The 23,558-nt window shown below is 39.9% G+C and carries 23 protein-coding genes; 3 read left to right on the plus strand and 20 right to left on the minus strand.

Translation table 11 applies throughout. The features are described 5' to 3' along the window. Positions 1-106: 106 nt before the first annotated feature. On the plus strand, positions 107-1,240 hold the full coding sequence (locus ACO05G_RS10535) for a fasciclin domain-containing protein (protein WP_421762749.1): 1,134 nt from the start codon (positions 107-109) through the stop codon (positions 1,238-1,240). 77 nt (positions 1,241-1,317) lie between these two features. Here the strand turns inward: ACO05G_RS10535 and ACO05G_RS10540 are convergent, their stop codons facing one another. The 17 genes from ACO05G_RS10540 to ACO05G_RS10620 form a co-directional block, all read right to left on the minus strand. Then, positions 1,318-2,283: an alpha/beta hydrolase gene (locus tag ACO05G_RS10540; RefSeq protein ID WP_421762750.1), complete on the minus strand. Its 966-nt coding sequence runs from the start codon at positions 2,281-2,283 to the stop codon at positions 1,318-1,320. Positions 2,284-2,353: 70 nt separating this feature from the next. Next, positions 2,354-5,314: a TonB-dependent receptor gene (locus ACO05G_RS10545; protein ID WP_421762751.1), complete on the minus strand. Its 2,961-nt coding sequence runs from the start codon at positions 5,312-5,314 to the stop codon at positions 2,354-2,356. A 155-nt stretch (positions 5,315-5,469) separates the two neighbouring features. Further along, the gene (gene gldC, locus ACO05G_RS10550; protein ID WP_348284184.1) at positions 5,470-5,799 is read right to left on the minus strand and encodes a gliding motility protein GldC; all 330 of its coding nucleotides are present in this window, start codon (positions 5,797-5,799) and stop codon (positions 5,470-5,472) included. 37 nt (positions 5,800-5,836) lie between these two features. Further along, positions 5,837-6,643, minus strand: a complete 807-nt coding sequence (locus ACO05G_RS10555) for a M48 family metallopeptidase (RefSeq protein WP_421762752.1) — start codon at positions 6,641-6,643, stop codon at positions 5,837-5,839. Further along, a complete protein-coding gene (locus tag ACO05G_RS10560) occupies positions 6,640-7,566 on the minus strand; it encodes a bifunctional riboflavin kinase/FAD synthetase (protein ID WP_421762753.1) in 927 nt (308 codons plus the stop codon). The genes ACO05G_RS10555 and ACO05G_RS10560 overlap by 4 nt, the downstream gene beginning before the upstream one ends. Then, positions 7,553-8,227, minus strand: a complete 675-nt coding sequence (gene truB, locus ACO05G_RS10565; protein ID WP_421762754.1) for a tRNA pseudouridine(55) synthase TruB — start codon at positions 8,225-8,227, stop codon at positions 7,553-7,555. The genes ACO05G_RS10560 and truB overlap by 14 nt, the downstream gene beginning before the upstream one ends. A 4-nt stretch (positions 8,228-8,231) precedes the next feature. Then, positions 8,232-9,017 (minus strand): undecaprenyl-diphosphate phosphatase, encoded by a 786-nt coding sequence (locus ACO05G_RS10570; RefSeq protein WP_421762755.1) that lies wholly within the window; start codon positions 9,015-9,017, stop codon positions 8,232-8,234. Beyond that, positions 9,014-9,238 carry a DUF3098 domain-containing protein gene (locus ACO05G_RS10575; RefSeq protein WP_421762756.1) on the minus strand — a complete coding sequence of 75 codons (225 nt, stop codon included), beginning with the start codon at positions 9,236-9,238 and terminating at the stop codon, positions 9,014-9,016. The genes ACO05G_RS10570 and ACO05G_RS10575 overlap by 4 nt, the downstream gene beginning before the upstream one ends. Before the next feature lie 3 nt (positions 9,239-9,241). Further along, positions 9,242-10,132 (minus strand): cell division protein FtsX, encoded by an 891-nt coding sequence (locus tag ACO05G_RS10580; protein ID WP_421762757.1) that lies wholly within the window; start codon positions 10,130-10,132, stop codon positions 9,242-9,244. 48 nt (positions 10,133-10,180) lie between these two features. After that, positions 10,181-11,095 (minus strand): hypothetical protein, encoded by a 915-nt coding sequence (locus ACO05G_RS10585; protein WP_421762758.1) that lies wholly within the window; start codon positions 11,093-11,095, stop codon positions 10,181-10,183. A 2-nt stretch (positions 11,096-11,097) separates the two neighbouring features. Further along, complete coding sequence (locus ACO05G_RS10590; protein ID WP_348284176.1) at positions 11,098-11,637, minus strand: RNA polymerase sigma factor; 540 nt, start codon at positions 11,635-11,637, stop codon at positions 11,098-11,100. A gap of 91 nt (positions 11,638-11,728) precedes the next feature. After that, a complete protein-coding gene (pdeM, locus tag ACO05G_RS10595; RefSeq protein ID WP_421762759.1) occupies positions 11,729-12,349 on the minus strand; it encodes a ligase-associated DNA damage response endonuclease PdeM in 621 nt (206 codons plus the stop codon). Continuing rightward, on the minus strand, positions 12,350-12,781 hold the full coding sequence (locus ACO05G_RS10600) for a DUF2147 domain-containing protein (protein WP_421762760.1): 432 nt from the start codon (positions 12,779-12,781) through the stop codon (positions 12,350-12,352). It lies immediately after the preceding gene. 9 nt (positions 12,782-12,790) lie between these two features. After that, entirely contained in the window at positions 12,791-15,256 is a 2,466-nt protein-coding gene (locus ACO05G_RS10605) for a ligase-associated DNA damage response DEXH box helicase (RefSeq protein WP_421762761.1), read from the minus strand. A 73-nt stretch (positions 15,257-15,329) separates the two neighbouring features. Beyond that, positions 15,330-17,723: a sodium-translocating pyrophosphatase gene (locus ACO05G_RS10610; RefSeq protein ID WP_348284172.1), complete on the minus strand. Its 2,394-nt coding sequence runs from the start codon at positions 17,721-17,723 to the stop codon at positions 15,330-15,332. Positions 17,724-17,818: 95 nt separating this feature from the next. Continuing rightward, the gene (gene folE / locus ACO05G_RS10615; RefSeq protein WP_421762762.1) at positions 17,819-18,511 is read right to left on the minus strand and encodes a GTP cyclohydrolase I FolE; all 693 of its coding nucleotides are present in this window, start codon (positions 18,509-18,511) and stop codon (positions 17,819-17,821) included. Beyond that, positions 18,474-18,884: a 6-pyruvoyl trahydropterin synthase family protein gene (locus ACO05G_RS10620; RefSeq protein WP_421762763.1), complete on the minus strand. Its 411-nt coding sequence runs from the start codon at positions 18,882-18,884 to the stop codon at positions 18,474-18,476. Before ACO05G_RS10620 ends, folE begins: the two co-directional genes overlap by 38 nt. Positions 18,885-18,987: 103 nt before the next feature. Between ACO05G_RS10620 and ACO05G_RS10625 the strand changes: the two genes are divergently transcribed. Further along, complete coding sequence (locus ACO05G_RS10625; RefSeq protein WP_421762764.1) at positions 18,988-19,641, plus strand: phosphoadenylyl-sulfate reductase; 654 nt, start codon at positions 18,988-18,990, stop codon at positions 19,639-19,641. 11 nt (positions 19,642-19,652) lie between these two features. Beyond that, the gene (locus ACO05G_RS10630; protein ID WP_421762765.1) at positions 19,653-20,573 is read left to right on the plus strand and encodes an NAD-dependent epimerase/dehydratase family protein; all 921 of its coding nucleotides are present in this window, start codon (positions 19,653-19,655) and stop codon (positions 20,571-20,573) included. Here the strand turns inward: ACO05G_RS10630 and ACO05G_RS10635 are convergent. From ACO05G_RS10635 to fahA, 3 genes are read right to left on the minus strand one after another with little or no spacing between them, the layout of a single operon-like run. Beyond that, on the minus strand, positions 20,570-21,307 hold the full coding sequence (locus ACO05G_RS10635; RefSeq protein ID WP_421762766.1) for a class I SAM-dependent methyltransferase: 738 nt from the start codon (positions 21,305-21,307) through the stop codon (positions 20,570-20,572). The genes ACO05G_RS10630 and ACO05G_RS10635 overlap by 4 nt on opposite strands. Before the next feature lie 57 nt (positions 21,308-21,364). Beyond that, on the minus strand, positions 21,365-22,249 hold the full coding sequence (locus tag ACO05G_RS10640) for a flavin reductase family protein (protein WP_421762767.1): 885 nt from the start codon (positions 22,247-22,249) through the stop codon (positions 21,365-21,367). Continuing rightward, on the minus strand, positions 22,246-23,514 hold the full coding sequence (fahA, locus tag ACO05G_RS10645) for a fumarylacetoacetase (RefSeq protein ID WP_421762768.1): 1,269 nt from the start codon (positions 23,512-23,514) through the stop codon (positions 22,246-22,248). Before fahA ends, ACO05G_RS10640 begins: the two co-directional genes overlap by 4 nt. Positions 23,515-23,558 lie beyond the last annotated feature (44 nt).

Genomic DNA, 23,558 nt, shown 5'->3' on the forward strand with positions numbered 1-23,558 from the left:
AGGTCAACGTTTTCGTGATGAAATGTGTCTTGTTACCAAACAATTCGCAACTTAAACGATTAATTAATTAATTTTAAATTCGTACGTTAACTTAAAACCAAATACAATGAAAAAATCGATTTTGAAGTATTTCAAAGCTTTTACACTGATAGGTGTGATGGCATCATTTATTGCGCTATCAAGCTGTAGCGATGATGGCGATGATGTTGTCATTGCAACCGAAACTATATGGCAGATTCTAGAAAGTAGAGATAATCTATCATCTTTAGAAACTGAACTTCTTGCTGTAGATCTTGATGCTTCTCTTAAAGCAGATGGAGAATTAACACTATTTGCTCCTACAAATGCTGCTTTATCTACACTTCTTGGAACACTTGGTCTTGAAGACTTTAGCACAGTAAGTACGGATATTGCTACTGCAGTACTTGCTTACCACGTAGCTGGTCAGGTGATTAACTCTGAAGATTTAGTAGAAGGAGCAACTTTTACAACACTACAAGGGGAAACTTTTGAAGTAGGTGGAGGACCTTCTATCATTTCAGGAGCTACAAGTAACGCTACATTCAGTGTTACTGACATCCAGGCTACTAATGGCGTAGTTCACATCATTGATGTAGTAATGGTGCCACCAACAATTGGTGCGGCAATCGTTGCAACACTAGGAACAGTTGCTCAGCCAATTTTATTGGGTGCTGATTTCTCTATTCTTGCTGAAGGGATTGCAAAAGCAGACGAAGGAAAAGCTGCTGAAGCTACAATCGTAGGCGCTTTAACAGCAGTTCAGGATTTAACCGTATTTGCTCCTACAAATGCAACTTTTGAGGCTGCTGCAGGTGTGACTGAAAGTGATGATGAAGCAACTGTTGAAGCAAAAGTTCAAGGCTTTATCGATGCATTATCTGCAGCTCAGTGGGATGCATACGTCAGAAATCACGTGGTTGTTGGTCAAGGAGGCGGAACAGACGATGGGATTGAAACGCTGGGACCGGATGACTTAACAACCGGTGCAACTTACACTACATTACAACAAGGATCATTGCAATTCTTTTTCAATACTGATGCTATTCCTGCTGACAATGGAGTTGGGATATATATCGACGGTAATGGAGATGTGAATTTAGCTGACCAAACAACTTACACAAATTTTGACGCAGAAGTTGTTGTTGCAGATGCAGTTTCTTCATCAAATGGAAGAATTCACGTGATCGCGGGTATTCTTGCTCCGGCAACTGCTCAGTAAGAGAAATAATCATAAATATTAAAAAAGCCCGACCATTTTCTGGTCGGGCTTTTTATTGTTATAGGTTAAACTAAACCCTATATCTCTCCTTTAACAATTTTACTAATGAACTCAGCAGATTGATCAATTAGTGCTTGAGCTTGATCCTCTCCTAAATAAGTAACATGGTTATTAGGTGGGTTTGTTTCGCCTGGTAAAGAAACAAACTCATATGCTACACCAGCCTCTGTAAGTGCATCGACTATGGAGCAAGAACCATAAGCAAAGAGTGGAAACGGAACCACATTCGTATCCTGATAATTACATGGTACCACTTCATCTTCTTCATCATGCACCATGAAAATTGGTGGATCATTGCTATCAATCCAGGTATCTCTGAAGACAGATCCTGAGAAAGCGATCATGCCCTGTACCTCGGATGAAACATTGATATCATTGGTATTTCCTTCAAATCCACCGCTTTCCGCCTGTATATCCTTTAAATACTGCGGATAATTTTTATCATCCTCATCCAGGAAACCAACGTTCATTGACATTACTGCACCCGCAGATACACCTCCTATGATGATCATATTTGGATCTATGCCATACGTATTTGCGTTCTGAGCATCACTTCTCAAATATCGGATAGCTCCTCGCATATCGGACAGTGTTAAAACTACTGCTTCTGCATAAGCAACAGAATCTTTATCTAGAATAGAAGGATCATTAATCAAACGATATTGCATAGTTGCAACTACATAGCCTTTCTTCGCATATGCTATGCACAGATCTTTGATCGCGTTTTTTGTGCCCGACACAAAAGCACCGCCATGAGCCAACAGCAATAAAGGTCTATTCGTCTCGTTATCTCCTTTAGGCCTATAAACATCAAGATACAGGTCATTAACTGGTCCTACTAAGGCTGCTCCTTCACCATATTTTATGTCAAATGAAATCTCAGCATCTGCAAAAACATCTTGTACATATCTCCCGGAAAGGGAGTCATCATCACTACACCCAAAGAATATCACTGCAAGTGATATCATTAAAACTTTCTTCATATTAATTATTTAGTATTAAACAAAAAACCGCCAATTCGGTCGAAATGGCGGTTAATTTTTTTTGTTCTCTTTAGTTCATTAACTCATCAAACGTCAATGAGAGGTAATACATGGTTCCGATATTCGGACCTCCCAGACTTTGATTATATGGATCACCCATGATGTTTGACCCTCCCAACTTTAGCACTGATTTGAATTCATCCAACTTGTAGGATACCTGAGCATCCAACGTACTGTAAGATGGTATATCTCCTATTGCGAACGAAGACTCCCATCTAAATGCTTCCTGCCATCTGTAAGTAACATTAAATCCAAACTTGTCTGTAACCTTTCGATTGCCAAACTTGATATTGTATTTATGTTCAGGGGTATTGAATTCAGTCAGATTATTTTCTGTAAACCCACCCTCTAATCGGTTCCAGTTATAATTACCTCCAATCGTATATCCTCTTGGTAGATTATAGGTAAGCCCAATAGCTGCACCTTGTGAGGTCACCTCATCATCCAGGTTAGAGTAGATCTGTGCCGTATTCCCTGTAAATGATCCATCACTATTCAACGTCAATGCCGAACCATTTAGGATCGTCAGGTAGTTTGCATCTCCCTCTTGTGCACCTGTCGCCTGTGCCGAAGGAAGGCTTTCACTTGTATGCTCGCCTGCAACTACTATTCGTATCTGGGTAATAAAGCTGGTGTAGGTATTATGATAGTAGACAGCATCAACCAATAGCTTATTGCTGATCAGACTTTTATATCCCACCTCAACTGAGCGAACTTCCTCAGGCACTACCGGTTTAATATCTCCTGTAGTGAATGTTTCAAGTTCTTGAATCGCATTATCAAAACCGTTTCCGGAGAAAATGCTGTTTCTAAAGGCATTAACTGATCCCCCGGTGAATGCAAGCACTTCTCCAGTACTACTTGTTCTTGCAAGGTCATATCGATCATAATTCTCTTGCAACCCACCAAGTAATCTGGTACTGATCGTATTCAAATCGATGTACTGGCCCTGTGTAGTCGGGTTTCTAAAACCTGTCTGAACAGAAGCCCTAAAATTATGATTATCTGCTACTGTATAAACAGCCGATATTCGAGGGTTTACCTGACCATCAAAGTTTTCATTTTTATCAAACCTCACAGACCCGGATAACTTCAAATTGTCGCTTACGCGTTTTCCAGCTTGCATGTAAGCTCCGTATTCATTGATTTGAATTCCTCCGTCCTGATCAGGAAAAATGGTTCCGTCCGAACGAAGGTCAAAGATTCGGTAGCTACCTCCCATTTGAAACTCCATGAAATCAATCTGATTTTTAAAATCATACTGAACATCAGTTTGATACATTTTGGTAGCATCACTAAATTTTGGTCCAAAAGGAATGGTGCCATCCAGTTCTTCATTTTTAACTCGCTGAAAATCCTCGGCCTGCTCTATAGGATCCAATGGAAAAAACTGATTGTCATTGAGTCCTCGTGCGTACTGGTGTGCGGCTTGTTGCACTAACAATTGCTGATCTGCCGGGAGGGTTTGAACTTCTCCAGGTTGATACCCTTCATTATTTAAGTATTCAAGATAATTGACACCATAAGTTGCTAGATAAGTAGAAACTCCTCCCCCGCTTCTATTGTCATTCATTTTGAGTGCCAGAAACTCAGTGATATAGGAATCACCTGAATTCTCGATGGTAGCATAAGTTCTTACAAAGAAATTATCCGCTCGCAACTGTAGGCGATGTTGCTGGATACTAAAATTGGTTAAAGAGTACCGCTGAGCTCCAGTGTAAATACTGGTACCAAAACCCCCATTATACAAGTAACTCAACTCTAAATCATCATTCAATCGATAAAATAGCCCCGTATTGAACTTTAAATTTTCAGCGCCATAGTCGGCCAAATATTTTTCCTCCCATGGAGTAACTGATACAACATGATTTGGCAGATCACCTGCCTCCGCATAGTTGTTCGCACTCAATCCGGGTCCGAAATTTCTAGATCTTGCAAGTGCCCCAAATGTTGAGCTAAAAGGGAAAATAGCCAAATTAATTGCGGCTTCATCTCCGTGAAAATGAAGTCTGTCTGACCCAGGATTCGTTCCACCTATACTCGCAAACGGATTATTGGCTGCATTTCGATCAAAGTCAGATGTTCCATGCCAATCATCTGCAGTTGAGTAGGTTATGTTAAACTTGAATGCGAATTTGTTATTAATCGCTTTTGCATACCTGGCAGAAAATGTATTCATCAAGGCTGGATCCTGATCAGCATTATCACCAACATGATTCACACCCGTTTTAACAAAAGCACTTAATCCCTGATATTCGAATGGATTTTTACTATTTATTAGAAGTATTCCGTTAAAAGCATTTGGACCATAAAGAGCCGAAGATGCGCCAGGAATAAGCTCTACACTTTCCACATCTAAAACAGATGGTCCGTTTAGATTCCCAATTGGGAAGTTTAGTGCAGGAGCCTGCGTATCCATCCCATCGATCAACTGTACGAAACGCGTATTACCTGTAGACCCGAACCCACGGGAGTTGATTATTTGAAAATTGATACTCGAGGATGCCACATCCACCCCTTTCAAATTGGCTATTCCTTCATAATAGCTAGGGGCTGACGTATTCTGAACAGCCAGAATATCCATTTTTTCAATACTCACCGGTGATTGTAAAATATTTTCTTCTACCCTGGAAGCCGAAACAACAACTTCCTGACCAAGTAAAGTAGATTCTGCTAGTTGAATATCTAATGACTGACCTGAAGCAGTAACTTCAATTTCTTGTCTTTCATAACCAACGTAGGTAATCACCAAAGTTATGGGCGGATCTGATTGGACTGATAGGGCAAAATCACCATTCACATCTGATATAGTTCCCAATACAGTTCCTTTGACAAGAATCTGAGTACCTATCAAAGGTTCTCCTGTCTCGGCATCAATGACTTTTCCGGATACGGTAGTTTGTGCAAATGAAAAACTCCAAATCAGAGTTAAAAAGGCACTCAAAATCCATTTTGTTACGTTACGGTTCATACGGGTTAATGTTTTAGCAAATTATATTCGGCAATTAACTAGAAATTTAACCATAAAACTTAGTTTATGGTAATAAAGACTAATGATAGTCTAAACTATATTATGCATGCATAATATTAATGATTTTTGGTGAATAGTAGCGGCTAAATGGTGGTTTAGCCCTCATTTTTTACATGTTCAACCAACTTATCACAAAGTGCCGAGATTTCCTGGTTCATGTATTCATCTCCTGTGGCGTTAAGAACACTTTGAGCTAAACCTCCCAGACAATCGATATAGAAATGCTTCATTTCATCCAAAGGCATGTCTTTAGACCATAAATCTATTCTCATGGTATTTTTATTATCATGATCCCATAAGGATAAGCTAATCGATTTGGTCTCCGTTAATCCAGATTGCTCCTTTTCATCCGCATCCCACATGATTTTTTCCGGTATATTCTCCTTATCTAACTCTACTACGAATTTGATTTCTGACTTTTTCATTTAATGATTGTATTTATTTCAATGCTTCCAAAACTATTTAGGGAAGCGAGTTTCTAAAAGAACGATATCGATTGGCTGACTCTGAATCGATTGAAGTATCACATCCTGCTGACATTACAGCGGATTCTATGCTTTCTACTCTGGATTCTTCTACCCGATGCGAATTGATCAAAGCGATTTGCTGCGTTGGCTGAACATTAAGAATCCGGGAAAGGAAGACACCACTTGATTCGCATGACTGATCCGTTTCGCTCAAGATTGTTATCGCCAATGTGTCGGCCTGTAGCTCGCTTGCCCTGGATAGTTGAATAAAGTCATTGAAAAGATCCAGATCCTCAATGATCTCATTCAAAGATTCCGGATCACCGGAAGTGGCAATATTCTTCAATCCATTTACTCCATATTTAAAGAATAATCGCTCGGTTATATGAGATTGATTAATATGAGCAACAAAGTGGGCCAATAACCCGGAGAACTGGTCTTCATTTTCCAGATAAAAAATCATTCCAGTGGTCACATAAAAATAGCCACCTGGCAGTGCAAATGCTTGCCTGCTTTCGTCTTCCAGCAAGGTAATAGTCCATATAAAATCTTCGCCTTTTGTGATCGAAGAACTGTTGACTAATTCCAACAATCTTGAATTCGCATATCCATAGGGAATGGAATTACCCTCAGTGGGAATAATGGCATAGTTTGGACTTTCGCTTATTACTGCTGCTAGTTTTTCACCAAGTAATATTTCATCAGCCTCGGTAAAATCTGTAAGCTCATCTGTTTTTTTGCAACTAAATGTTGCTAGTACAACTAAAAACAAAATCCACACATGTAATTGAACTAATCTCATGCTAATATTCTTAATGCAGCTGCTTTGTCTAGTTCTAATTGTTCTTTGAGTTTCTCCAGACTTTCAAACTTCATTTCCTTTCTCAAAGCTTTTACAAATTGAACGACAATATCTTCATTATATATATCCTGATCAAAATTAAAGAGATGTGCCTCTATTGTTCGGCTTGATCCATTTACAGTAGGCTTAAAGCCAATATTTAACATCCCATCATAAATATTACCCTTGATCACGGCTCTTATGGCGTATGCTCCATCGGCTGGCAAAAGTTTATAAGACTCTTCTACTTCGATGTTTGCTGTTGGGAATCCTATGGACCTTCCTTTTTTCGCACCGTCCACTACTCTGCCCTTTACACTGTAATCTCTCCCCAACAATGAGTTAGCCAGATGAATTTCTCCACTTGACAGTGCATTCCTAATTTTTGTTGAGCTAATACCAATATGATCAATTTCCTGCTTTGAAATTTCATTTACTTGAAATCCATGCTCAGGTGCATGTTCTTTAAGGAAATGAATATTGCCCTCTCTATTATTCCCAAAATGATGATCATAACCTATGAACAAATTGGTAGTTCCCACTTTATCAACTAAAATATCCTTCACAAATTGCTGAGCACTCAGGTTAGAAAAAGCTGGTGTAAATGCGATTTTGATGATATAGTCAACACCTATATCAGCGACCAACTTCACCTTTTCTTCAAAAGTGGTTAGTAATTTCAGCTTGTCAGCATCCTTATTGAGGATGAATCTGGGGTGAGGCCAAAATGTAATCAATATACTTTTTCCGGAGTTCTTTTTTGCGTCTTCGACCAGTCTCTTCAGAATTGTCTGATGCCCAATATGTACGCCATCAAATGTACCGATGGTAACTACCGAATAATCAGGCTTATCAAAAGCATCTATGTGATCAATTACCTTCATTGTGTTGGCGAATAAACTCATCCAAATCTACAGCATCTGACAGCTGGTAATTACCTACACTTGTCCTAACAAGTTTTTTTAGGTATCCTCCTACTCCTAGCTCCTTGCCAAAATCATGAGCAAGACTCCTAATGTATGTACCCTTAGAACAGGAAACTGAAAACTTTATATCGGGCAGTTTAGATGTGTCTATATCAAATTTATGTATGATGACAGAGCGAGGCTCCATTTTCACTTCTTTATTTTTTCGAGCTTTTTTATAGGCACGTTCACCACCGATCTTAATTGCTGAATGTGCAGGTGGAATTTGTTGAATGGGACCTGTTAGGAAATTGTTCACTCGCTTAAAGTCCTCTTCATTCAGATGGGACCATTCGGTTTCTGAATCAAACTCCGTTTCAAGATCATACGAGGGAGTGGTCTTGCCTATTTCTATGATACCTTCATAGCCTTTGTCCAAGCCCTGAAGCTCGTTGAGTTTTTTTGTAAACTTCCCTGTCCCGATTATTAATAGCCCGGTAGCTAAAGGATCAAGTGTACCTGCGTGTCCTATTTTCTTGACCTTTAAAACGTATCGAAGCTTCTTTACTACATCAAAGGATGTCCAATCAACGGGTTTGTTAATCAATAAAAGTCTCCCCTCCTCGTAGCTATTTTCCATCTGTTTATCCCGCTATAATGGCGATCGTGCCGATAATGAAACAATAAATAGCGAAATAGGTAAGTTTTCCTTTTCTCACAATGGTGATCATCCACTTACAAGCGATATAACCTGACAAGAAAGCAGCAAGAAATCCAATTACAAGACTCGAACCGCCAATTGTATGCGCAGCGGTATCATCTGCATAATCCAATAGCTCTAATAAACTAGCTCCTAGAATTGGAATCAAAACCATCAAGAAAGAGAATCTGGCTGCTTTAGACCTTTCTGCACCTAAAATCAACGCAGTGGCTATTGTTGATCCTGATCTGGAAACTCCCGGTAGAACAGCAAATGCCTGTGCTATTCCAATAATTAGTGCACCTATAAAACCAACTGATTTATTTCCATCTTTTTTGTAATGTGCAAATAATAGTAAGGCACCTGTAATTAGCAGCATGGACCCCACCAGCACAAGATTGCCAGTAAAAAGCGTCTCAATCTCATCTTTGAAGAATACTGCAACAACAAATACTGGTATCATAGACAGGAGAATCTTAGTCGCAAATTGCGTTGACTCATTCCACTCAAATTTGAAAATATCTTTGAGTAGACCGACTATATCGTTCTTGAACACCGCTATGGTAGCCAAAGCGGTAGCCAGATGAACTACAACAGCGAATAAGAGATTATCCGAACTTTGTGCGTTTAAGAGTACAGATCCAATTTCAAGGTGTCCACTACTACTCACAGGTAAAAACTCTGTAAGCCCCTGAATAATCCCTAAGATTAGGGCTTCAATCCAACTCATTCAGATTCTGATTTTGTTTTTGGCTTGTAAAATATGGCTACAAATTGAATGATGAATCCAAGCATCACTACAATTGGGCCGAGTGTTAGTCCAAGGAATCCAAAACCGTAAGGTTCGGTATCCATTGTCATAATAATGAAGCCTAGTGCCAGTACCACGACACCAGTAATCATAATTACGTAGTTAGCTTTAGAGAAAGCAAGTTTTCTTTTTTCTGACATGTCTTAATAAAGTTCGTCTAGTGACATTTTTAAATATTTTCGAATCGCTCTAAGTGAGCTGAAGTATCCAACGATAATTCCCATTAATAGGATGAGTGAAAACAGTATAAAAAATCCATTCACGTCTTGAATTTCAGCTAGTCCTTCAATTACGGTATTCATGTACATGGTAAAGCCATAGATTATACTACACGCTAAAACCCCTGCAAAAAATCCATACATCATGGACCTAAAAAGGAATGGCCGTTGAATGAATGAACTTGTAGCACCAACCAACTGCATACTTCTAATAAGAAATCGCTGTGAAAATAGTGCAAGCTTAATGGTATTGTTGATCAGGATTATCACCACCATCAACGCAAAAATGGCAATACCAAGAAGTATAAATCCAATTTTGGTCAGATTTTCATTTATGCTTTCGATCAGGCTTTCTTCAAATTCAACCTCAAACACACCCCGAATACCTTCTATTTCTGCTTTGATCTTATTTAAACTGTCGAGCGCCTGATAATCACCTTTGATTTTTACAGCAAAAAGATCTCTTAATGGGTTATCTCCCAGGAAATCCTTAAAATCTTCACCAGTTGCATCAACAAACTGTTTGGCTGCTTCCTCTTTGGTAATGAGTGTGATTTGCGAATTTTCTTTAACCAGGATGTAGGGTTTAGACGCAATCGAGGTTCGTATTTTAGCAATGTCTGCCTTAGAAATATTCTTATTCAGGTATACCTGTACTTCTATATTTTCCTGAATGCGCGTTCCAAGTCTTGAACTATGAAGAAGCAACCAACCAAACAGCCCCAAAACCAACAATGCCACCGTGATGCTAAATACCACGCTGGCAAAGGGATAACTTCCTAGCTTTCGTTTCTTTCTGGTTTTCTTGTCCTCCATTAAGCCACGAATTTAGGCAAAATGAAGATGCTTTGGAACGTATTGAATTTACTTATTCGTACGAAGGAGCTCTAATTCTTTGATTACTTCCTTATCTCCAACCAATGGTAAGGCAGTAAGCCTGTCAGTGACCCCAACTTTATAGTAGTTATCGAGATAGAAAACATATATACGTCTACCTCTGGCACTATTTATTTCCAGAATTTCATATGGAGCTTTATCAAAATCTCCTTTCAAAAACAGCTTACCATCATAATACTTGTATTTGATGACTGTGCTCTTGGATAATTCGGTCTCCACATCGATAGGATTTTCAGAGACATCATTTGACTTATTTTCTGGCAATTCATCCAATTCTGAAGATACAAATTCGGATTCCTCTTCTACACCTTGCACAGAAGGTGCTTCAAAGGATGGTTTGAATACCTGACTTTCATCCATAGGAGATGAATCTTCCAGCGTAGCACTGACCTTCATTGGTTTTGAGTCTCGTATTTCAGACGCAACCAAATTGCTATTGATCTCCAGTACTGGCTTATCAAGTTCTTTGTTTTGATTGACAGGATCCTTATCTAGCCCCAAATCCCACACATATTCAATTGACTCATATTGCGGAGCTTCAACCGAGATCGGCGCTGAACTATCAATAGTTTCATTTTTCTCACCAAGAAAATAAATTCCTGTACCAATTATTGAAGCGACAATGACACCACCCATTGATTTCATCAAAGTAGATTGCTGAACAAACTCAACCCAGGTTGGTCCAACGTTTATTGCATCAAGTCTTGCTTTAAGTTCGGCTTTACGGAATTCTTTTAGGCCATTTATAATATCGCCTTGAAGATTACTCTCCGCTTTTAAAGAGGGGTCAGACTCAAGCTGTTGCCTAAAATCAGAAATTTCCGCCTCGTCCATTCTACCTGAATGGAATCTGTCAATTTGTTCTTGGTTAATTTTTGTCATGTCTAATCAAAAAAGTCCTCAGTGGTGTATTTGCTTTTTATTAAACTGTCTAGCTTCTTTTTACACTTATATTTTTTTGTCTTGGCTGTATCAGTGTTGGCAAAGTTCATCTTCTTCGCGATATCCGGCATTCCCAACCCATCAAAATAGTAATAGGTCAAGACCTTCTTGCACACATCGCCTAACTGCCCAATACAATCAGTAACAATTTTAAGACGCTCTTTAGCATCATGCGTTTGATATTCTTCACCATCTACCTCCTCAGAGCTCAAACGACTTTTTCTGTCTAGTTCCTTTCTCCACTGATTTAGGCAAATGCTGTATAAATAGGTACTGATTTTGGATGTCAAAACCAATTTACCACTAGCAGCTTTTTGCCAAAAAGCGAGTAAGGCCTCCTGATATACATCTTTCGCCTCGTCCTCAGTCCCATTATTGGACAATACGATCTTGGTCATCATCCTGTAATATTTCTTATACAGGTGATCAAGCATTCGCTCATCTCCGCGACTAATTCCCGCCAGTATTTCACTGTCCTTCATACACCAAGCCAGTTTTTAATACGTTTAAAATCAATAAAGTAACCCCTCATGGGTGAGTGCTGGGGTTTACAATTGTAAAATACGATAAATCTCACGTTAATTCAATCACCTGATTATCCGCAATGCCGTAAACTACATCTTTCTTCTTTGGGCGTATTTTCTTGATACCGGTAAACTGTCCAAAAGCAGGTAAAATCCCATAACCATTCGAAAAATAGAAACAAGGAAGCGTAATACTTTGTCTGCCTCTCCCTTTTACAGAAACCCCCGGATGAATGTGCCCTGATAAGTTATACTTCGTTGAATCCTCTTTTATATGTGTGAGCGAAAAAGGGCCAATTTCTAAATATGGAATAACCGAGAGAGCGCTTGGGTAATCACTTAGTATGTCATGATTACCTTCAACGAGAGTGAAATCAACAAAGTCATAGACCGCTAAAAAACGAAGAAAATCATTCCATTCATTGTTTTCATGGCTATGGAAGAGATCTCCAAGTAGAATGACCTGGTTTGGCATGTGCTTTTTGATAAGCATCTCGAGAATTGCTAAATCCGTATTGTGGATTTTTTTTGAAATGGGTATCCCATGTTTCCTAAAATGTCCGGCTTTTCCAAGATGCAGATCTGAAAGAATCAGTGTTTTAAAACTCTCTAGAAAAAGTGCTCGTTCAGGCAATAAATGAAGTCTTTCATTGGCTATGTTTATCTCCATTTATTCTCCTTCATACGGCAGCCAGGTCTGCGTTCGATAAAAAAACAATAGATATCCTCTCACCTTTAAATTGCCATCCTCTACCCAAAGTCTACAATCGTATATATTGCCATTTTCAGGATCGAGAATTTCACCCTTATGGTACAGGTTATCCCCTTTATTGTATTTCATATCAGTGATGATCTCCATTCCGATGATCTTCTTACCTTCTCGATCATCTTCACATTCATCACAAATAGGATCTGGATCCTCACCCAGTTCCCTAAAAAGCTTACTAATTTTTCCATAGAATTTGCCTTGCTTTTCATAAATCTCAACGATAGAACGAGGCTTGCCCGTCTCATCGTCTATGGTTTTCCACTTCCCAACGATGGATTGACCTTGAAGTGATAATGTTACAATTAAAGTTAAAATGGATATTACGCTTTTCATACGTCAAATTTAATCGTCTCCGACAGACCTTTCAAGCTGCATTTGCATTTTTAAAATTCTATCGGTCACATCTTCTGAACTTAAGCGCTCTCGTTTGATCATATCGACCAAAATTGGGAATGCAAACGGCGTAGGCTTTTCAGTTTCTTTAAGGATAACCTTTTGCTTATTTATTCTTCGAATGGCTTCCATAAACCTGGACTGATCCAATTGAAGTGTCATGACCTCCTCCATGGATTGCTTTAATAATAAGTTATGCTCATCATATTCCTGGAAAGCCTTGTAAAGGATGCCTGAGGAGGCCTGTAGATGACGTGCTTTAATATTCTTTCCCGGATATCCCTGAAATATAAGTCCAGCTATTGTGGCAACATCTCTAAATTTTCGCTGCGCCATTTCCGTCATATTTATCAATTCATTAATATCATGATAGATATTTTCTTCGGTGAACAAATCCAATTCCAAGCCTTCTTCAATCGCGATTTCCTGATCAGAGAGTAATTCAAACCCGTAATCATTCATTGAGATGGAAAACGTTATTTTCTGAAGTTTGCTCATCCGATAAGCGATCAATCCTGCTAACACCTCGTGGACAAACATCCCTTCGAAAGTGAAAAAGAAAAGATGATGTCCATGTTCCGTTTCTACTTTCTCTATGAGTAAAGAGTCTTTATCAGGGATCATTGACATCTTACTTTGTAAATCTAAAATCGGCTTGATCTTTTCGAGTTCCGGATCAGAAAAATCTCCATTTATAGCTAATTGGAGTTTTGATCGTATTAAATCCGAAAGCAAAGAAGATAGTGGTAATCTGCCACCTCCCCAGGAAGGTGTTAAGCCGCTCTTGCGTTTGGACTTCTTAACCAACACGGTTAAGTCCTTTATTCTGATGAACTCGAGATTTTGTCCGGCAAACCAAAACGTGTCACCGGGATTTAACTTCGAAACAAAACTCTCTTCAACCGTCCCTAAATGTCCGCCAGTTATAAATTTCACACTCATGGCAGGATCTCCCACAATAGTCCCAATGGATAACTTGTGACGCTGAGCTGCTCTGCTATTAATGATTTTGTAAATTCCATCGTCATTATAAACCCTCGAGAATTCGTCGTATTCCCCTAATGTACTTCCACCAGTTGTGATAAATTCAAGTGCCCAATTCCATTCTTCTCCAGTCAATAACCGAAATGAATAGGTTTGCTTGATTTCTTCGAGAATTTCCAGAGGTCTGAATCCACCACTAACAGATAAAGTCACTAAATACTGAACGAGAACATCCAATGATTTTTCTAATGGCTTTCGCTGTTCAAATTTTCCATTTTTTATGGCAGTCCTAAGTGCTGCTCCCTCAATGAGTTCAAGAGAATGTGTAGGCACAAAATAAATTCGACTGACTTCTCCGGGCCCATGACCACTTCTGCCGGCGCGTTGCTGAAATCGTGATACCCCCTTGGGTCCTCCAATCTGAATGACCGAATCAACTGGCCGGAAGTCTACACCTAAATCTAGACTGGAGGTACAAACGACTAATTTTAGCTTACCTGCATGAAGCGCATCCTCTACCCATGATCGTATATGCTGATCCATAGATCCATGATGCATGGCTATAATGCCGGCAAGCTCTGGTGCCTCTTTTAAAATTGCCTGATACCAAAGCTCCGTTTGTGAACGTGTATTGGTAAAAAGAAGTGTGGTATTACTCTCCTGAATAATGGGTAATACTTTATCGATCAGCTTGACGCCTAAATATCCTGACCATGGGAATTTCTCCACCTCGTCCGGCATAATGGAAGCTACTTCAATCTTCTTCTCTATTTCAGATTTGATCGAAACTGAGTCTCGGTAAAGATCCTCCCCTAATAAGACACGCTTGGCCTGGGGCAGGTTTCCAATGGTGGCGGATATGCCCCATATTTTCAATTTATCCTTTGATAGTTTTTTTAGCCTGGAAATGGCAAGTTCGGTTGCCACCCCCCTCTTTGTCCCAATTAACTCGTGCCACTCATCTACGATGATGCTTTTTACATTCTTCAAGTAATTGGGGTAGTCACCCTGACTCAATAATACGTGCAGGCTTTCGGGGGTTATCACCAACGCCTGTGGAGCTTCTTTTTTTTGCTTTTGCCTTTCTGAGGTAGTTGTGTCACCGGTTCTAAGTCCGACTTTCCATCGCAAATCCAAATCGTCACAAAAAGATTGCATGGCTGATCGAATATCTTTTGCCAGCGCTCTTAGTGGGGTAATCCACAAAATCTGGACTTCAGGCTTTATATCGTGTAGTTCATGATGCTTTAAGAATTCAAGCACGCAAGGAATCCATAATGCATACGTTTTTCCAGATCCAGTGGGAGCATTTAAGAGGCCACTTTTACCATTCAAATAGGCATCCCAGGTTTGTCTTTGAAATTCAAAAGATTCCCATTTTTTAGACTTAAACCAGTCTTCTGCTATTTGAAACAATGCTTCATTGGACACAGGCGGAAGTTAAGTAAAGGCATAAAAAAACCCCGACCTAAGGTCGAGGTTTTCATTTTATATTTTCAAGAAATTAATCTTTCATCGCGTCTATTTGTGCTTTCACTGTGGCTTCATCCCCAACCAAGGTATCAACTTTAGTCATTGATTCAGCATTTTCCTGTACCATGTATGTGACAATAGCCTGAACTTGTCCATCTTCCAATGAAGTCATTTCCACTTTAATTTCTTTAGAAACTTCTTTCATTTCAATCACTGGTTCAGCTTCCTCCACCACAATAATTGCAGCTTCATCACTAGCTCCGTGTCCACCTGATCCGTAAACCTCTCCTAAAATAGGAGCTATTACAAGTCCAACCAGGCAAGTCAATTTGATCAATATGTTCATTGATGGGCCAGACGTATCTTTAAATGGATCACCAACTGTATCTCCGGTTACTGCTGCTTTATGAGCTTCAGAACCTTTATAGGTCATTTCACCATCGATCATTACACCTGCTTCGAAAGACTTCTTCGCATTATCCCAAGCACCACCGGCATTGTTCTGGAATATGGCCCAAAGCACACCTGATACAGCAACACCTGCCATGTAGCTACCTAAGGCCTCAGGTCCCATCAAGAAACCAATTAGAATTGGTGCAATAATCGTGATTGCTCCCGGAAGCATCATTTCTCTCAATGCCGCTTTGGTAGAGATGTCTACACACTTTCCGTACTCTGGCTGACCAGTGCCCTCCATAATCCCCGGAATCTCTTTGAACTGACGTCTTACTTCTTTCACCATTTCCATGGCTGCCTTACCTACAGATCTCATAGCAAGCGCAGAGAATACAACCGGAACCATACCTCCAATAAATAAAGCAGCGAGTACGTCTGCTTTGAAGATGTTAATTCCATCAATTCCTGTAAACGTGACATATGCTGCGAAAAGCGCTAATGCTGTTAATGCAGCAGATGCAATTGCGAATCCTTTACCGATTGCCGCGGTAGTGTTACCTACCGAGTCAAGGATATCCGTTTTTTCTCTAACATCATCTGGCAATTCGCTCATTTCAGCAATACCACCTGCATTATCTGCAATTGGACCAAACGCATCAATCGCTAATTGCATAGCTGTGGTAGCCATCATAGCGGATGCTGCAATACCAACTCCGTAGAATCCAGCTAGCTCGTAAGCTCCCCAGATCGCACCTGCGAAAAGCAAGATTGGAGCAAATGTTGAAATCATACCCGTAGAAAGTCCGGCAATGATGTTAGTAGCAGCTCCTGTTGCAGAATTTTGAACAATATCAAGAACCGGTTTTTTACCAAGACCTGTATAATACTCTGTAAAGTAAGAGATTAGTCCTCCTACCGCTAGTCCAACCAGGACAGCTCCAAAAACATTTCCTGAAGTGACCGTCAGATTGCCTTCTCCGAAGAAATTCATTGTCATTTCAGCAGGAAGAATTAAATCAATTAGGAAATAACATGAAATAGCTGTCAAGATGATAGATCCCCAGTTTCCCTTATTAAGTGCGGCTTGAACTTGAGCTTCTTTTGCATCGTTACCTGAAACTTTGATTAACAGTGTTCCAAACAATGAGAATACAATACCAAGTCCCGCAATCACCAACGGGAGAAGGATTGGGCCGATACCGTTGAATTCATCTGTAATAGAACCCCCCATATCTCTTATCACGTAATTACCTAAAACCATCGATGCTAATACAGTTGCTACATAAGAACCGAAAAGATCGGCACCCATTCCTGCAACGTCACCTACATTGTCTCCAACATTGTCCGCGATTGTAGCTGGATTTCTTGGATCATCCTCAGGAATCCCTGCTTCAACTTTACCTACCAGGTCAGCCCCAACATCAGCTGCTTTGGTATAAATACCTCCTCCAACTCTAGCAAATAGTGCAATAGATTCAGCACCTAAAGAAAAACCTGCTAACGCCTCAAGCACAACAGTCATGTCATTAACTCCATTAGCTGTCCACTGACCACCCATGAAGAATTGAAATAGGAAAATGAACAAAACACTTAGTCCAAATACTGCTAAACCAGCTACTCCCAATCCCATCACGGTTCCTCCTGTAAATGAAACTTTTAATGCCTGTGGAAGGCTTGTACGTGCAGCTTGAGTGGTTCTTACATTTGCAGCAGTCGCGATTCGCATACCGATATTTCCTGCCCATGCAGAGAAGAATGCTCCAATAACGAATGCTACAATGATGAACCAGTGAGTGGTTTCCACCATCATTGAAATTACCCCAAGCAGTGCCCCGGCAATAACAACAAAAATGGCAAGTATTCTATATTCTGCGCTAAGAAATGCCAACGCCCCTTCTCTGATGTAATTTGCAAGAGTTTGCATTTTCTCATCACCAGCATCTTGCTTGTAAACCCAGCGAGATTTGATGATCATCACAAGAAGCCCTAAAAGCCCAAGGGCAGGCACTAAATAGATTAATTTATCCATGATTTTTTATATGGTTTTCAAAAACAGTGCGCAAAGATATGTCAACTAGTTTTTATAGAAAACCATTCATGGAACTTTAGATCTTTCAGATCAAATTATGGCTTGCTTATTGAATTTACGTAATTTAAAAATTCCGTTTTGATATCTTGATCTTTGAATTTACCGTCAAAAAATGCGGTACCTGTTTGGCTATTGGTATCGTTGACACCTCTAGATGAAACACACATGTGAGACGCATCTATAACCACCGCCACATGGTCCGTATGCAGGATAGATTTCAATTCATTTCCAATTTGAACAGTTAACCTTTCCTGAACTTGTGGTCTTTTGGCGTAGTATTGAACAATTCGGTTGATTTTGGATAGGCCAATCACCTTACCATTCGGAAAATAGGCTACATGAGCTTTACCATATATTGGCACGAAATGATGTTCACAATGAGAATAGAATGTAATGTCTTTCTCGACAAGCATTTGGTCATATTTGTATTTATTTTCAAAGAGTCGCACCTTGGGTTTATTCTTTGGATTTAGACCAGCAAATACCTCTTGCACATACATTTTCGCCACTCGTCTTGGAGTTCCGGATAGACTGTCGTCTTCCAGGTCCAAACCTAATACATGCATAATCTCTTTGAAATGCTTGGATATTAGTTCGATCTTTAATTCATCGTCCTGTTCAAATGCGTCTGGACGAAGTGGAGTATCGTAAGATGTTCCTACGTGTTGCTCCGCGATATCATCATGCTCCTCAGCCTGAATATTCGACGTAGTTTCTTTCTGTTTCATAAAGTGTAATTTTCATCTCGTACTCTTCTTCGATTTCAGCGCGAAGCAAGTCATAGATAACTTTAACAATATTTTCCGCTGTAGGATTCAAACTTTTGAATTCAACTACATCTAAGTTAAGATTTTTATGATCGAACTTATTGAGAACCTGTATTTTAACAAGATCACTCAATTTCTTCATATCATAAACGTATCCTGTTTCAGGATCAGGTTCGCCTGTCAAGCTTACAATCACCTCATAATTATGTCCATGCCAATTTGGGTTGTTACATTTTCCAAAGATCTGCTCATTTTTCTCATCGGTCCATTCAGGATTATATAGTCTGTGAGCAGCGTTGAAATGTTCTTTACGATTGACTGTTACTCTTGGCATGTTGCAAAATTACTGGAACTCATAACAATGGCTTTATCAAAGATGTTTCGAAAGCCTATGAATTTATTTTATCCTGTGTTTGTTTTGCCCCAAAACATACTCAATGGAGGTCTCAGAAATCAGGAAAAAAATTGAAGCATATAAGAATGAGGGCAAGCGTCTTTTTACAACCTCATCCTTCCAAACGCATAGTATTCCAATGCTACATATCCTGAGTAATATCGACAATTCTATTCCTGTCTACTTTATTAATACTGGCTACTTATTTCCTGAAACCATTTCCTTTCGAGATGAGATTGCAAGTTTGTTAGGCTTAACAATAGTAGACTTGAAGCCAAACACACCTAAATATATGCAGCGGGAATCGAATGGTAAATTACTTTTTACAACGGATCCTGATCATTGTTGCTATCTCAACAAAACTCAACCAATGGAATCGGTACTTGCCAGCCATGACATATGGATCAATGGAGTAAGGGGGGATCAAAGTGCGGTTAGAAAAGCAATGAAAGTTGAACAACCTGCACCCTTTGACAGCATTCGGTTTCATCCGATGTTAGATTGGGATAACCGGAAGATCTTCGCCTACAATAAGGAACACAAACTCCCCAAACATCCCCTTGATGCAAAAGGCTATATCAGTATTGGATGTGAGCCATGCACCAGGAAAATGGACTTGGATATGCAGGAAAGAGAAGCACGCTGGTTTGGCTTGAATAAAGTAGAGTGCGGATTGCATACAGACTTGGTCAAATAATCACCTTAAACATGAAAGTACTCATTACCGGAGGAGCCGGATATATTGGAACGAAACTGGTCAAACACCTCATCACAAGTCCTGAGATTGAGAGAATTATCGTATATGATAACCTAAGCAAGGGGCATCATAATTTCTTTCTTGGCGAAGAATTTGAGCATAAAGCAAAAATTCAATCGGTGAGGGGTGATATTTTAGATACCCGTCAACTTAAAAAACTTATGAAAGATGCTGATGTTGTAGTACATCTTGCTGCAATAGTCACCACACCATTTGCAAACACTGATCCTCACTACTACGAGCAGGTGAATCATTGGGGAACCGCCGAAGTTGTTTATTGCGCCGAAGAATCAGATATCTCCAAATTTATTTACTTGAGTAGTACATCGGTTTATGGGGCAAGTGATCATATGTCAGATGAAAACACGACTCCCGCTCCATCTACATTTTATGGAATATCTAAACTGCGAGGCGAGGAACACGTAAATCGTTTAGCAGAAAAGAAGAATGCGATTAACATTCGAGGGGGTAATGTTTATGGCTATAGTAAATCCATGCGATTTGATGCGGTAATCAATCGTTTCATGTTTGATGCGAACTTTACCGGTCGCATCCAAATCAATGGAAATGGAAAACAATCTCGGGCATTTATTCATGTAGATTCTTTATGTCACGCTTTGGCTCAGGTCATTACAAAGGAGGTGACTAGCGGAATCTACAATCTCGTAGATAAGAACCTCCAGATTTTAGATATTGTAGATGTGTTGAAGGAAATATATCCCTCACTTGAGTTTTTATTCACCAACCAGCACATGAACCTTCGTGAATTAAAGATCAGCCCAGAAAGTAAATTATTTGAGTTAATCGAAAGGTTTGAAACTAGAGAATTAAAAACTGAATTGGAGGAATTTAAAACGAGGTTTGCTTTTTAGGAAACACGCCCCACTCGTATAAATACCGGAAAAGTAACTTGGCGATCTTCGTTATTCCAGACCTTCGTAAGGTCGATTTTCAATTGATCGATAGGGGAATAGCCATTTGCCTTAATGAAATGTTGAACAGCAGACCAGGTACTGATGTAACCTGTTAATTGATCCACTGTCATATCGCTTATGATATCGAAATTTTGACTCACTTGAATCTCGTCGTATGGAAAAGGAATGGTTTCATACTGCGCTTCAATATGATCTCGTTCTGAATCCCAGTAAGGTTTAGTTATAGTCCAATAAAAGTCTTTGATAATACTTCCGATCACTCCCTCTACCTTCACCAATCCGTAACCAAACAAAGCAATAATTCCATTTGGTTTCAATGTCCTCTTAACTTCATCATTAAAGCGCTGATGATCAAACCAGTGAGCGGCTTGAGCAACAGTAATTAAGTCAAAATACTGATCCGGGAAATTGGTTTGCTCCGCCGGCTGCTTGGAGTATTCAATATTGGGTCGTTTTGTAGCGTTATCCAGCTGATTTTGGCTAATGTCAGTAGCCTTTACTTGCCTAAAAGTATCTGATAAGGCAACAGCAAGCTGACCATTACCTGTTCCACAATCCCAGCAGACCTCCTGATTTTTGGTCAAAGAGATGAGATAATTAATCAATTCTTTGGAATAGACTGGACGAAACTTTGCATAGTCGTCTGATTGGGTGGAGAAGTTGTCTTTCATTTCAAGTCAACAATTTTTAGTCCATTGTCGATTTACGACTATAGACTAATAGCTATTTCATTCCATCATTAGGACTTTCCATGCAGTATCGACTTCTCCTTCATTCAGAAGATCTGCGGCCAGCTTATGAAGCTCGAGTTGGATATTTTCGTCATCATCAAATGAATCTAGGATCGAGCGAACTTCCGGCTCGTTAGCAAACTCTTTTACCTGATTCTCTGTAGGTAAAGCTTCAACATTGCCCAGCTGCCCCAGGTGATTACCTGTCAGGACGGTACTGGTTCTGATTCTATCTGGTATTTGATCAACACCTATTCCCATAGTTGTTAAAGGTTTAGTTACTTCAAATATAGCATCTCCCGATGCTCTGGAATACCAGTTGCCTCCCATCCTGGCAACCAGATCAATTTTATTTGGATCAATCTTCCCATTTTCATCCAACACACGGTCCGCAATGTGAATCAAAAGGACCTCACAAATTACAAGCTGCCCCGCTCCTCCTTCTTCTCCCAGCGACTTCACCTCTATTACCTTGCATTCAAAAGAAACTGGCGCTTCCTTTACTCTAGGTGGTTTTACCCGTTCTGATTTTACTTCAGTGAAGCCTGCCTTCACAAACTCATTGACGCCTTTTTCATATTCCGTACTACTCAGTGACATCTGCTGCACCATGTCATAGGACACCACATTTACCACAACCTCGGCATGTTCTTTGACATTTTCAAGCGTATGTTTTGTGGTATTGTCTCTTCCTCTTCTGGCCGGTGAGAAAATCATGACTGGTGGATTGGCACTAAATACATTGAAGAAGCTGAATGGGCTCAGATTTACGTTCCCTTCTTTGTCAACCGTGCTTGCAAAAGCGATAGGTCTTGGAGCAACAGCACTTAGCAGATGCCCATGCAGTTGCGGTACTGGGAGTTCTTTAGGATCGATCGTCATTTGGAGGGAAGTACTTTAGTTGCTACTTCTCCAAAACCAATTCGAACTCCATTATGTTCAGCGTGCCCCCTCATGATCACTGTATCACCATTCTGGATAAATTTCCTTTCGCTCCCATCGGGCATACTAACTGGCTTAGTTCCTTTCCAGGAAATCTCTAACATGGATCCAAACTGATGTGGTTCTGGTCCTGAAATCGTACCGCTCCCGTACATATCTCCAGTTTTAATGTTACATCCATTTACTGTCTGATGTGCCAGTTGCTGCGCCATATTCCAATACATGTATTTAAAATTGGAATTACCTACTACCTTTTCTTCACCGCCATCAGGTTGAATGGCGACTTCAAGATCAATATCAAAGTGCTTATTCCCTTTATATTGTAAGTATGGTAGCACCTCCGGTTCCTGTTTAGGGCCAGCTATCCTGAAAGGCTCCAATGCGTCTAAAGTTACAATCCATGGAGAGATGGAAGAAGCAAAATTCTTCGCCAAAAATGGACCAAGTGGCACATATTCCCACTTCTGAATATCTCTGGCTGACCAATCGTTGAAAAGTACCATGCCGAAAATATGATCCTCAGCCTCCTCAATGCTGATGGATTCTCCCAGCTCATTCGACCCACAGGTAATGAATGCCATCTCCAACTCAAAATCTAAAAGTTTGCAGGGACCAAATACTGGAGGCTCATCGTCATTCGGTTTTTGCTGCCCTTTCGGTCGATGAATAGGAACACCGGACTCAATGATGGAGGAAGATCTGCCGTGGTAGCCTACAGGAATGTGTTTCCAATTGGGCATTAGTGCATTTTCAGGATCTCGAAACATGCATCCCACATTGTAGGCATGCTGTTCACTGGAATAAAAGTCCGTGTAGTCTCCAATCTGCACAGGTAGGCACATGGTAACTTTTTCCATATCTAACATAAAAGAACCTAATGCATAATGGCTTTTTAGCTCTTCATTCCCCACCTGAAGCAATTCAGAGATTCGATTTCGAACCAATCGACCGGTTGGTTTACCCAGGTTTAGAAAATTATTAAGATACTCTTGCTCGAAAATGCCATCTGGAAGGCTTAGGTCACTCAATAATCCATGTTCGTGTAGTGCTGCCAGATTTACCACTTTATCTCCAATTGCCACTCCGGCTCTTTTCCTGCCTTCAGTCTTAAAAATTCCAAAAGGCAGGTTTTGGATGGGGAAATCTGAATTTTCAGGTATTTCCACCCACGATTTAAGGCTTGGATTATTAGCAGCTATTTCCATTTTATAATTTTTTATTCCTTAACCACAAATATGCATGGCATAAT

Source organism: Ekhidna sp. (assembly GCF_965227465.1).
Taxonomy (GTDB): Bacteria; Bacteroidota; Bacteroidia; order Cytophagales; family Cyclobacteriaceae; genus Ekhidna.

What these genes read in the sequence shown, in the direction of transcription:
- ACO05G_RS10535 (WP_421762749.1), top strand. Translation starts at nt 107, where the DNA reads ATGAAAAAATCGATTTTGAAGTATTTCAAAGCTTTTACACTGATAGGT.
- ACO05G_RS10540 (WP_421762750.1), bottom strand. Translation starts at nt 2,283, where the DNA reads ATGAAGAAAGTTTTAATGATATCACTTGCAGTGATATTCTTTGGGTGT.
- ACO05G_RS10545 (WP_421762751.1), bottom strand. Translation starts at nt 5,314, where the DNA reads ATGAACCGTAACGTAACAAAATGGATTTTGAGTGCCTTTTTAACTCTG.
- gldC (WP_348284184.1), bottom strand. Translation starts at nt 5,799, where the DNA reads ATGAAAAAGTCAGAAATCAAATTCGTAGTAGAGTTAGATAAGGAGAAT.
- ACO05G_RS10555 (WP_421762752.1), bottom strand. Translation starts at nt 6,643, where the DNA reads ATGAGATTAGTTCAATTACATGTGTGGATTTTGTTTTTAGTTGTACTA.
- ACO05G_RS10560 (WP_421762753.1), bottom strand. Translation starts at nt 7,566, where the DNA reads ATGAAGGTAATTGATCACATAGATGCTTTTGATAAGCCTGATTATTCG.
- truB (WP_421762754.1), bottom strand. Translation starts at nt 8,227, where the DNA reads ATGGAAAATAGCTACGAGGAGGGGAGACTTTTATTGATTAACAAACCC.
- ACO05G_RS10570 (WP_421762755.1), bottom strand. Translation starts at nt 9,017, where the DNA reads ATGAGTTGGATTGAAGCCCTAATCTTAGGGATTATTCAGGGGCTTACA.
- ACO05G_RS10575 (WP_421762756.1), bottom strand. Translation starts at nt 9,238, where the DNA reads ATGTCAGAAAAAAGAAAACTTGCTTTCTCTAAAGCTAACTACGTAATT.
- ACO05G_RS10580 (WP_421762757.1), bottom strand. Translation starts at nt 10,132, where the DNA reads ATGGAGGACAAGAAAACCAGAAAGAAACGAAAGCTAGGAAGTTATCCC.
- ACO05G_RS10585 (WP_421762758.1), bottom strand. Translation starts at nt 11,095, where the DNA reads ATGACAAAAATTAACCAAGAACAAATTGACAGATTCCATTCAGGTAGA.
- ACO05G_RS10590 (WP_348284176.1), bottom strand. Translation starts at nt 11,637, where the DNA reads ATGAAGGACAGTGAAATACTGGCGGGAATTAGTCGCGGAGATGAGCGA.
- pdeM (WP_421762759.1), bottom strand. Translation starts at nt 12,349, where the DNA reads ATGGAGATAAACATAGCCAATGAAAGACTTCATTTATTGCCTGAACGA.
- ACO05G_RS10600 (WP_421762760.1), bottom strand. Translation starts at nt 12,781, where the DNA reads ATGAAAAGCGTAATATCCATTTTAACTTTAATTGTAACATTATCACTT.
- ACO05G_RS10610 (WP_348284172.1), bottom strand. Translation starts at nt 17,723, where the DNA reads ATGGATAAATTAATCTATTTAGTGCCTGCCCTTGGGCTTTTAGGGCTT.
- folE (WP_421762762.1), bottom strand. Translation starts at nt 18,511, where the DNA reads ATGAAACAGAAAGAAACTACGTCGAATATTCAGGCTGAGGAGCATGAT.
- ACO05G_RS10620 (WP_421762763.1), bottom strand. Translation starts at nt 18,884, where the DNA reads ATGCCAAGAGTAACAGTCAATCGTAAAGAACATTTCAACGCTGCTCAC.
- ACO05G_RS10625 (WP_421762764.1), top strand. Translation starts at nt 18,988, where the DNA reads ATGGAGGTCTCAGAAATCAGGAAAAAAATTGAAGCATATAAGAATGAG.
- ACO05G_RS10630 (WP_421762765.1), top strand. Translation starts at nt 19,653, where the DNA reads ATGAAAGTACTCATTACCGGAGGAGCCGGATATATTGGAACGAAACTG.
- ACO05G_RS10635 (WP_421762766.1), bottom strand. Translation starts at nt 21,307, where the DNA reads ATGAAAGACAACTTCTCCACCCAATCAGACGACTATGCAAAGTTTCGT.
- ACO05G_RS10640 (WP_421762767.1), bottom strand. Translation starts at nt 22,249, where the DNA reads ATGACGATCGATCCTAAAGAACTCCCAGTACCGCAACTGCATGGGCAT.
- fahA (WP_421762768.1), bottom strand. Translation starts at nt 23,514, where the DNA reads ATGGAAATAGCTGCTAATAATCCAAGCCTTAAATCGTGGGTGGAAATA.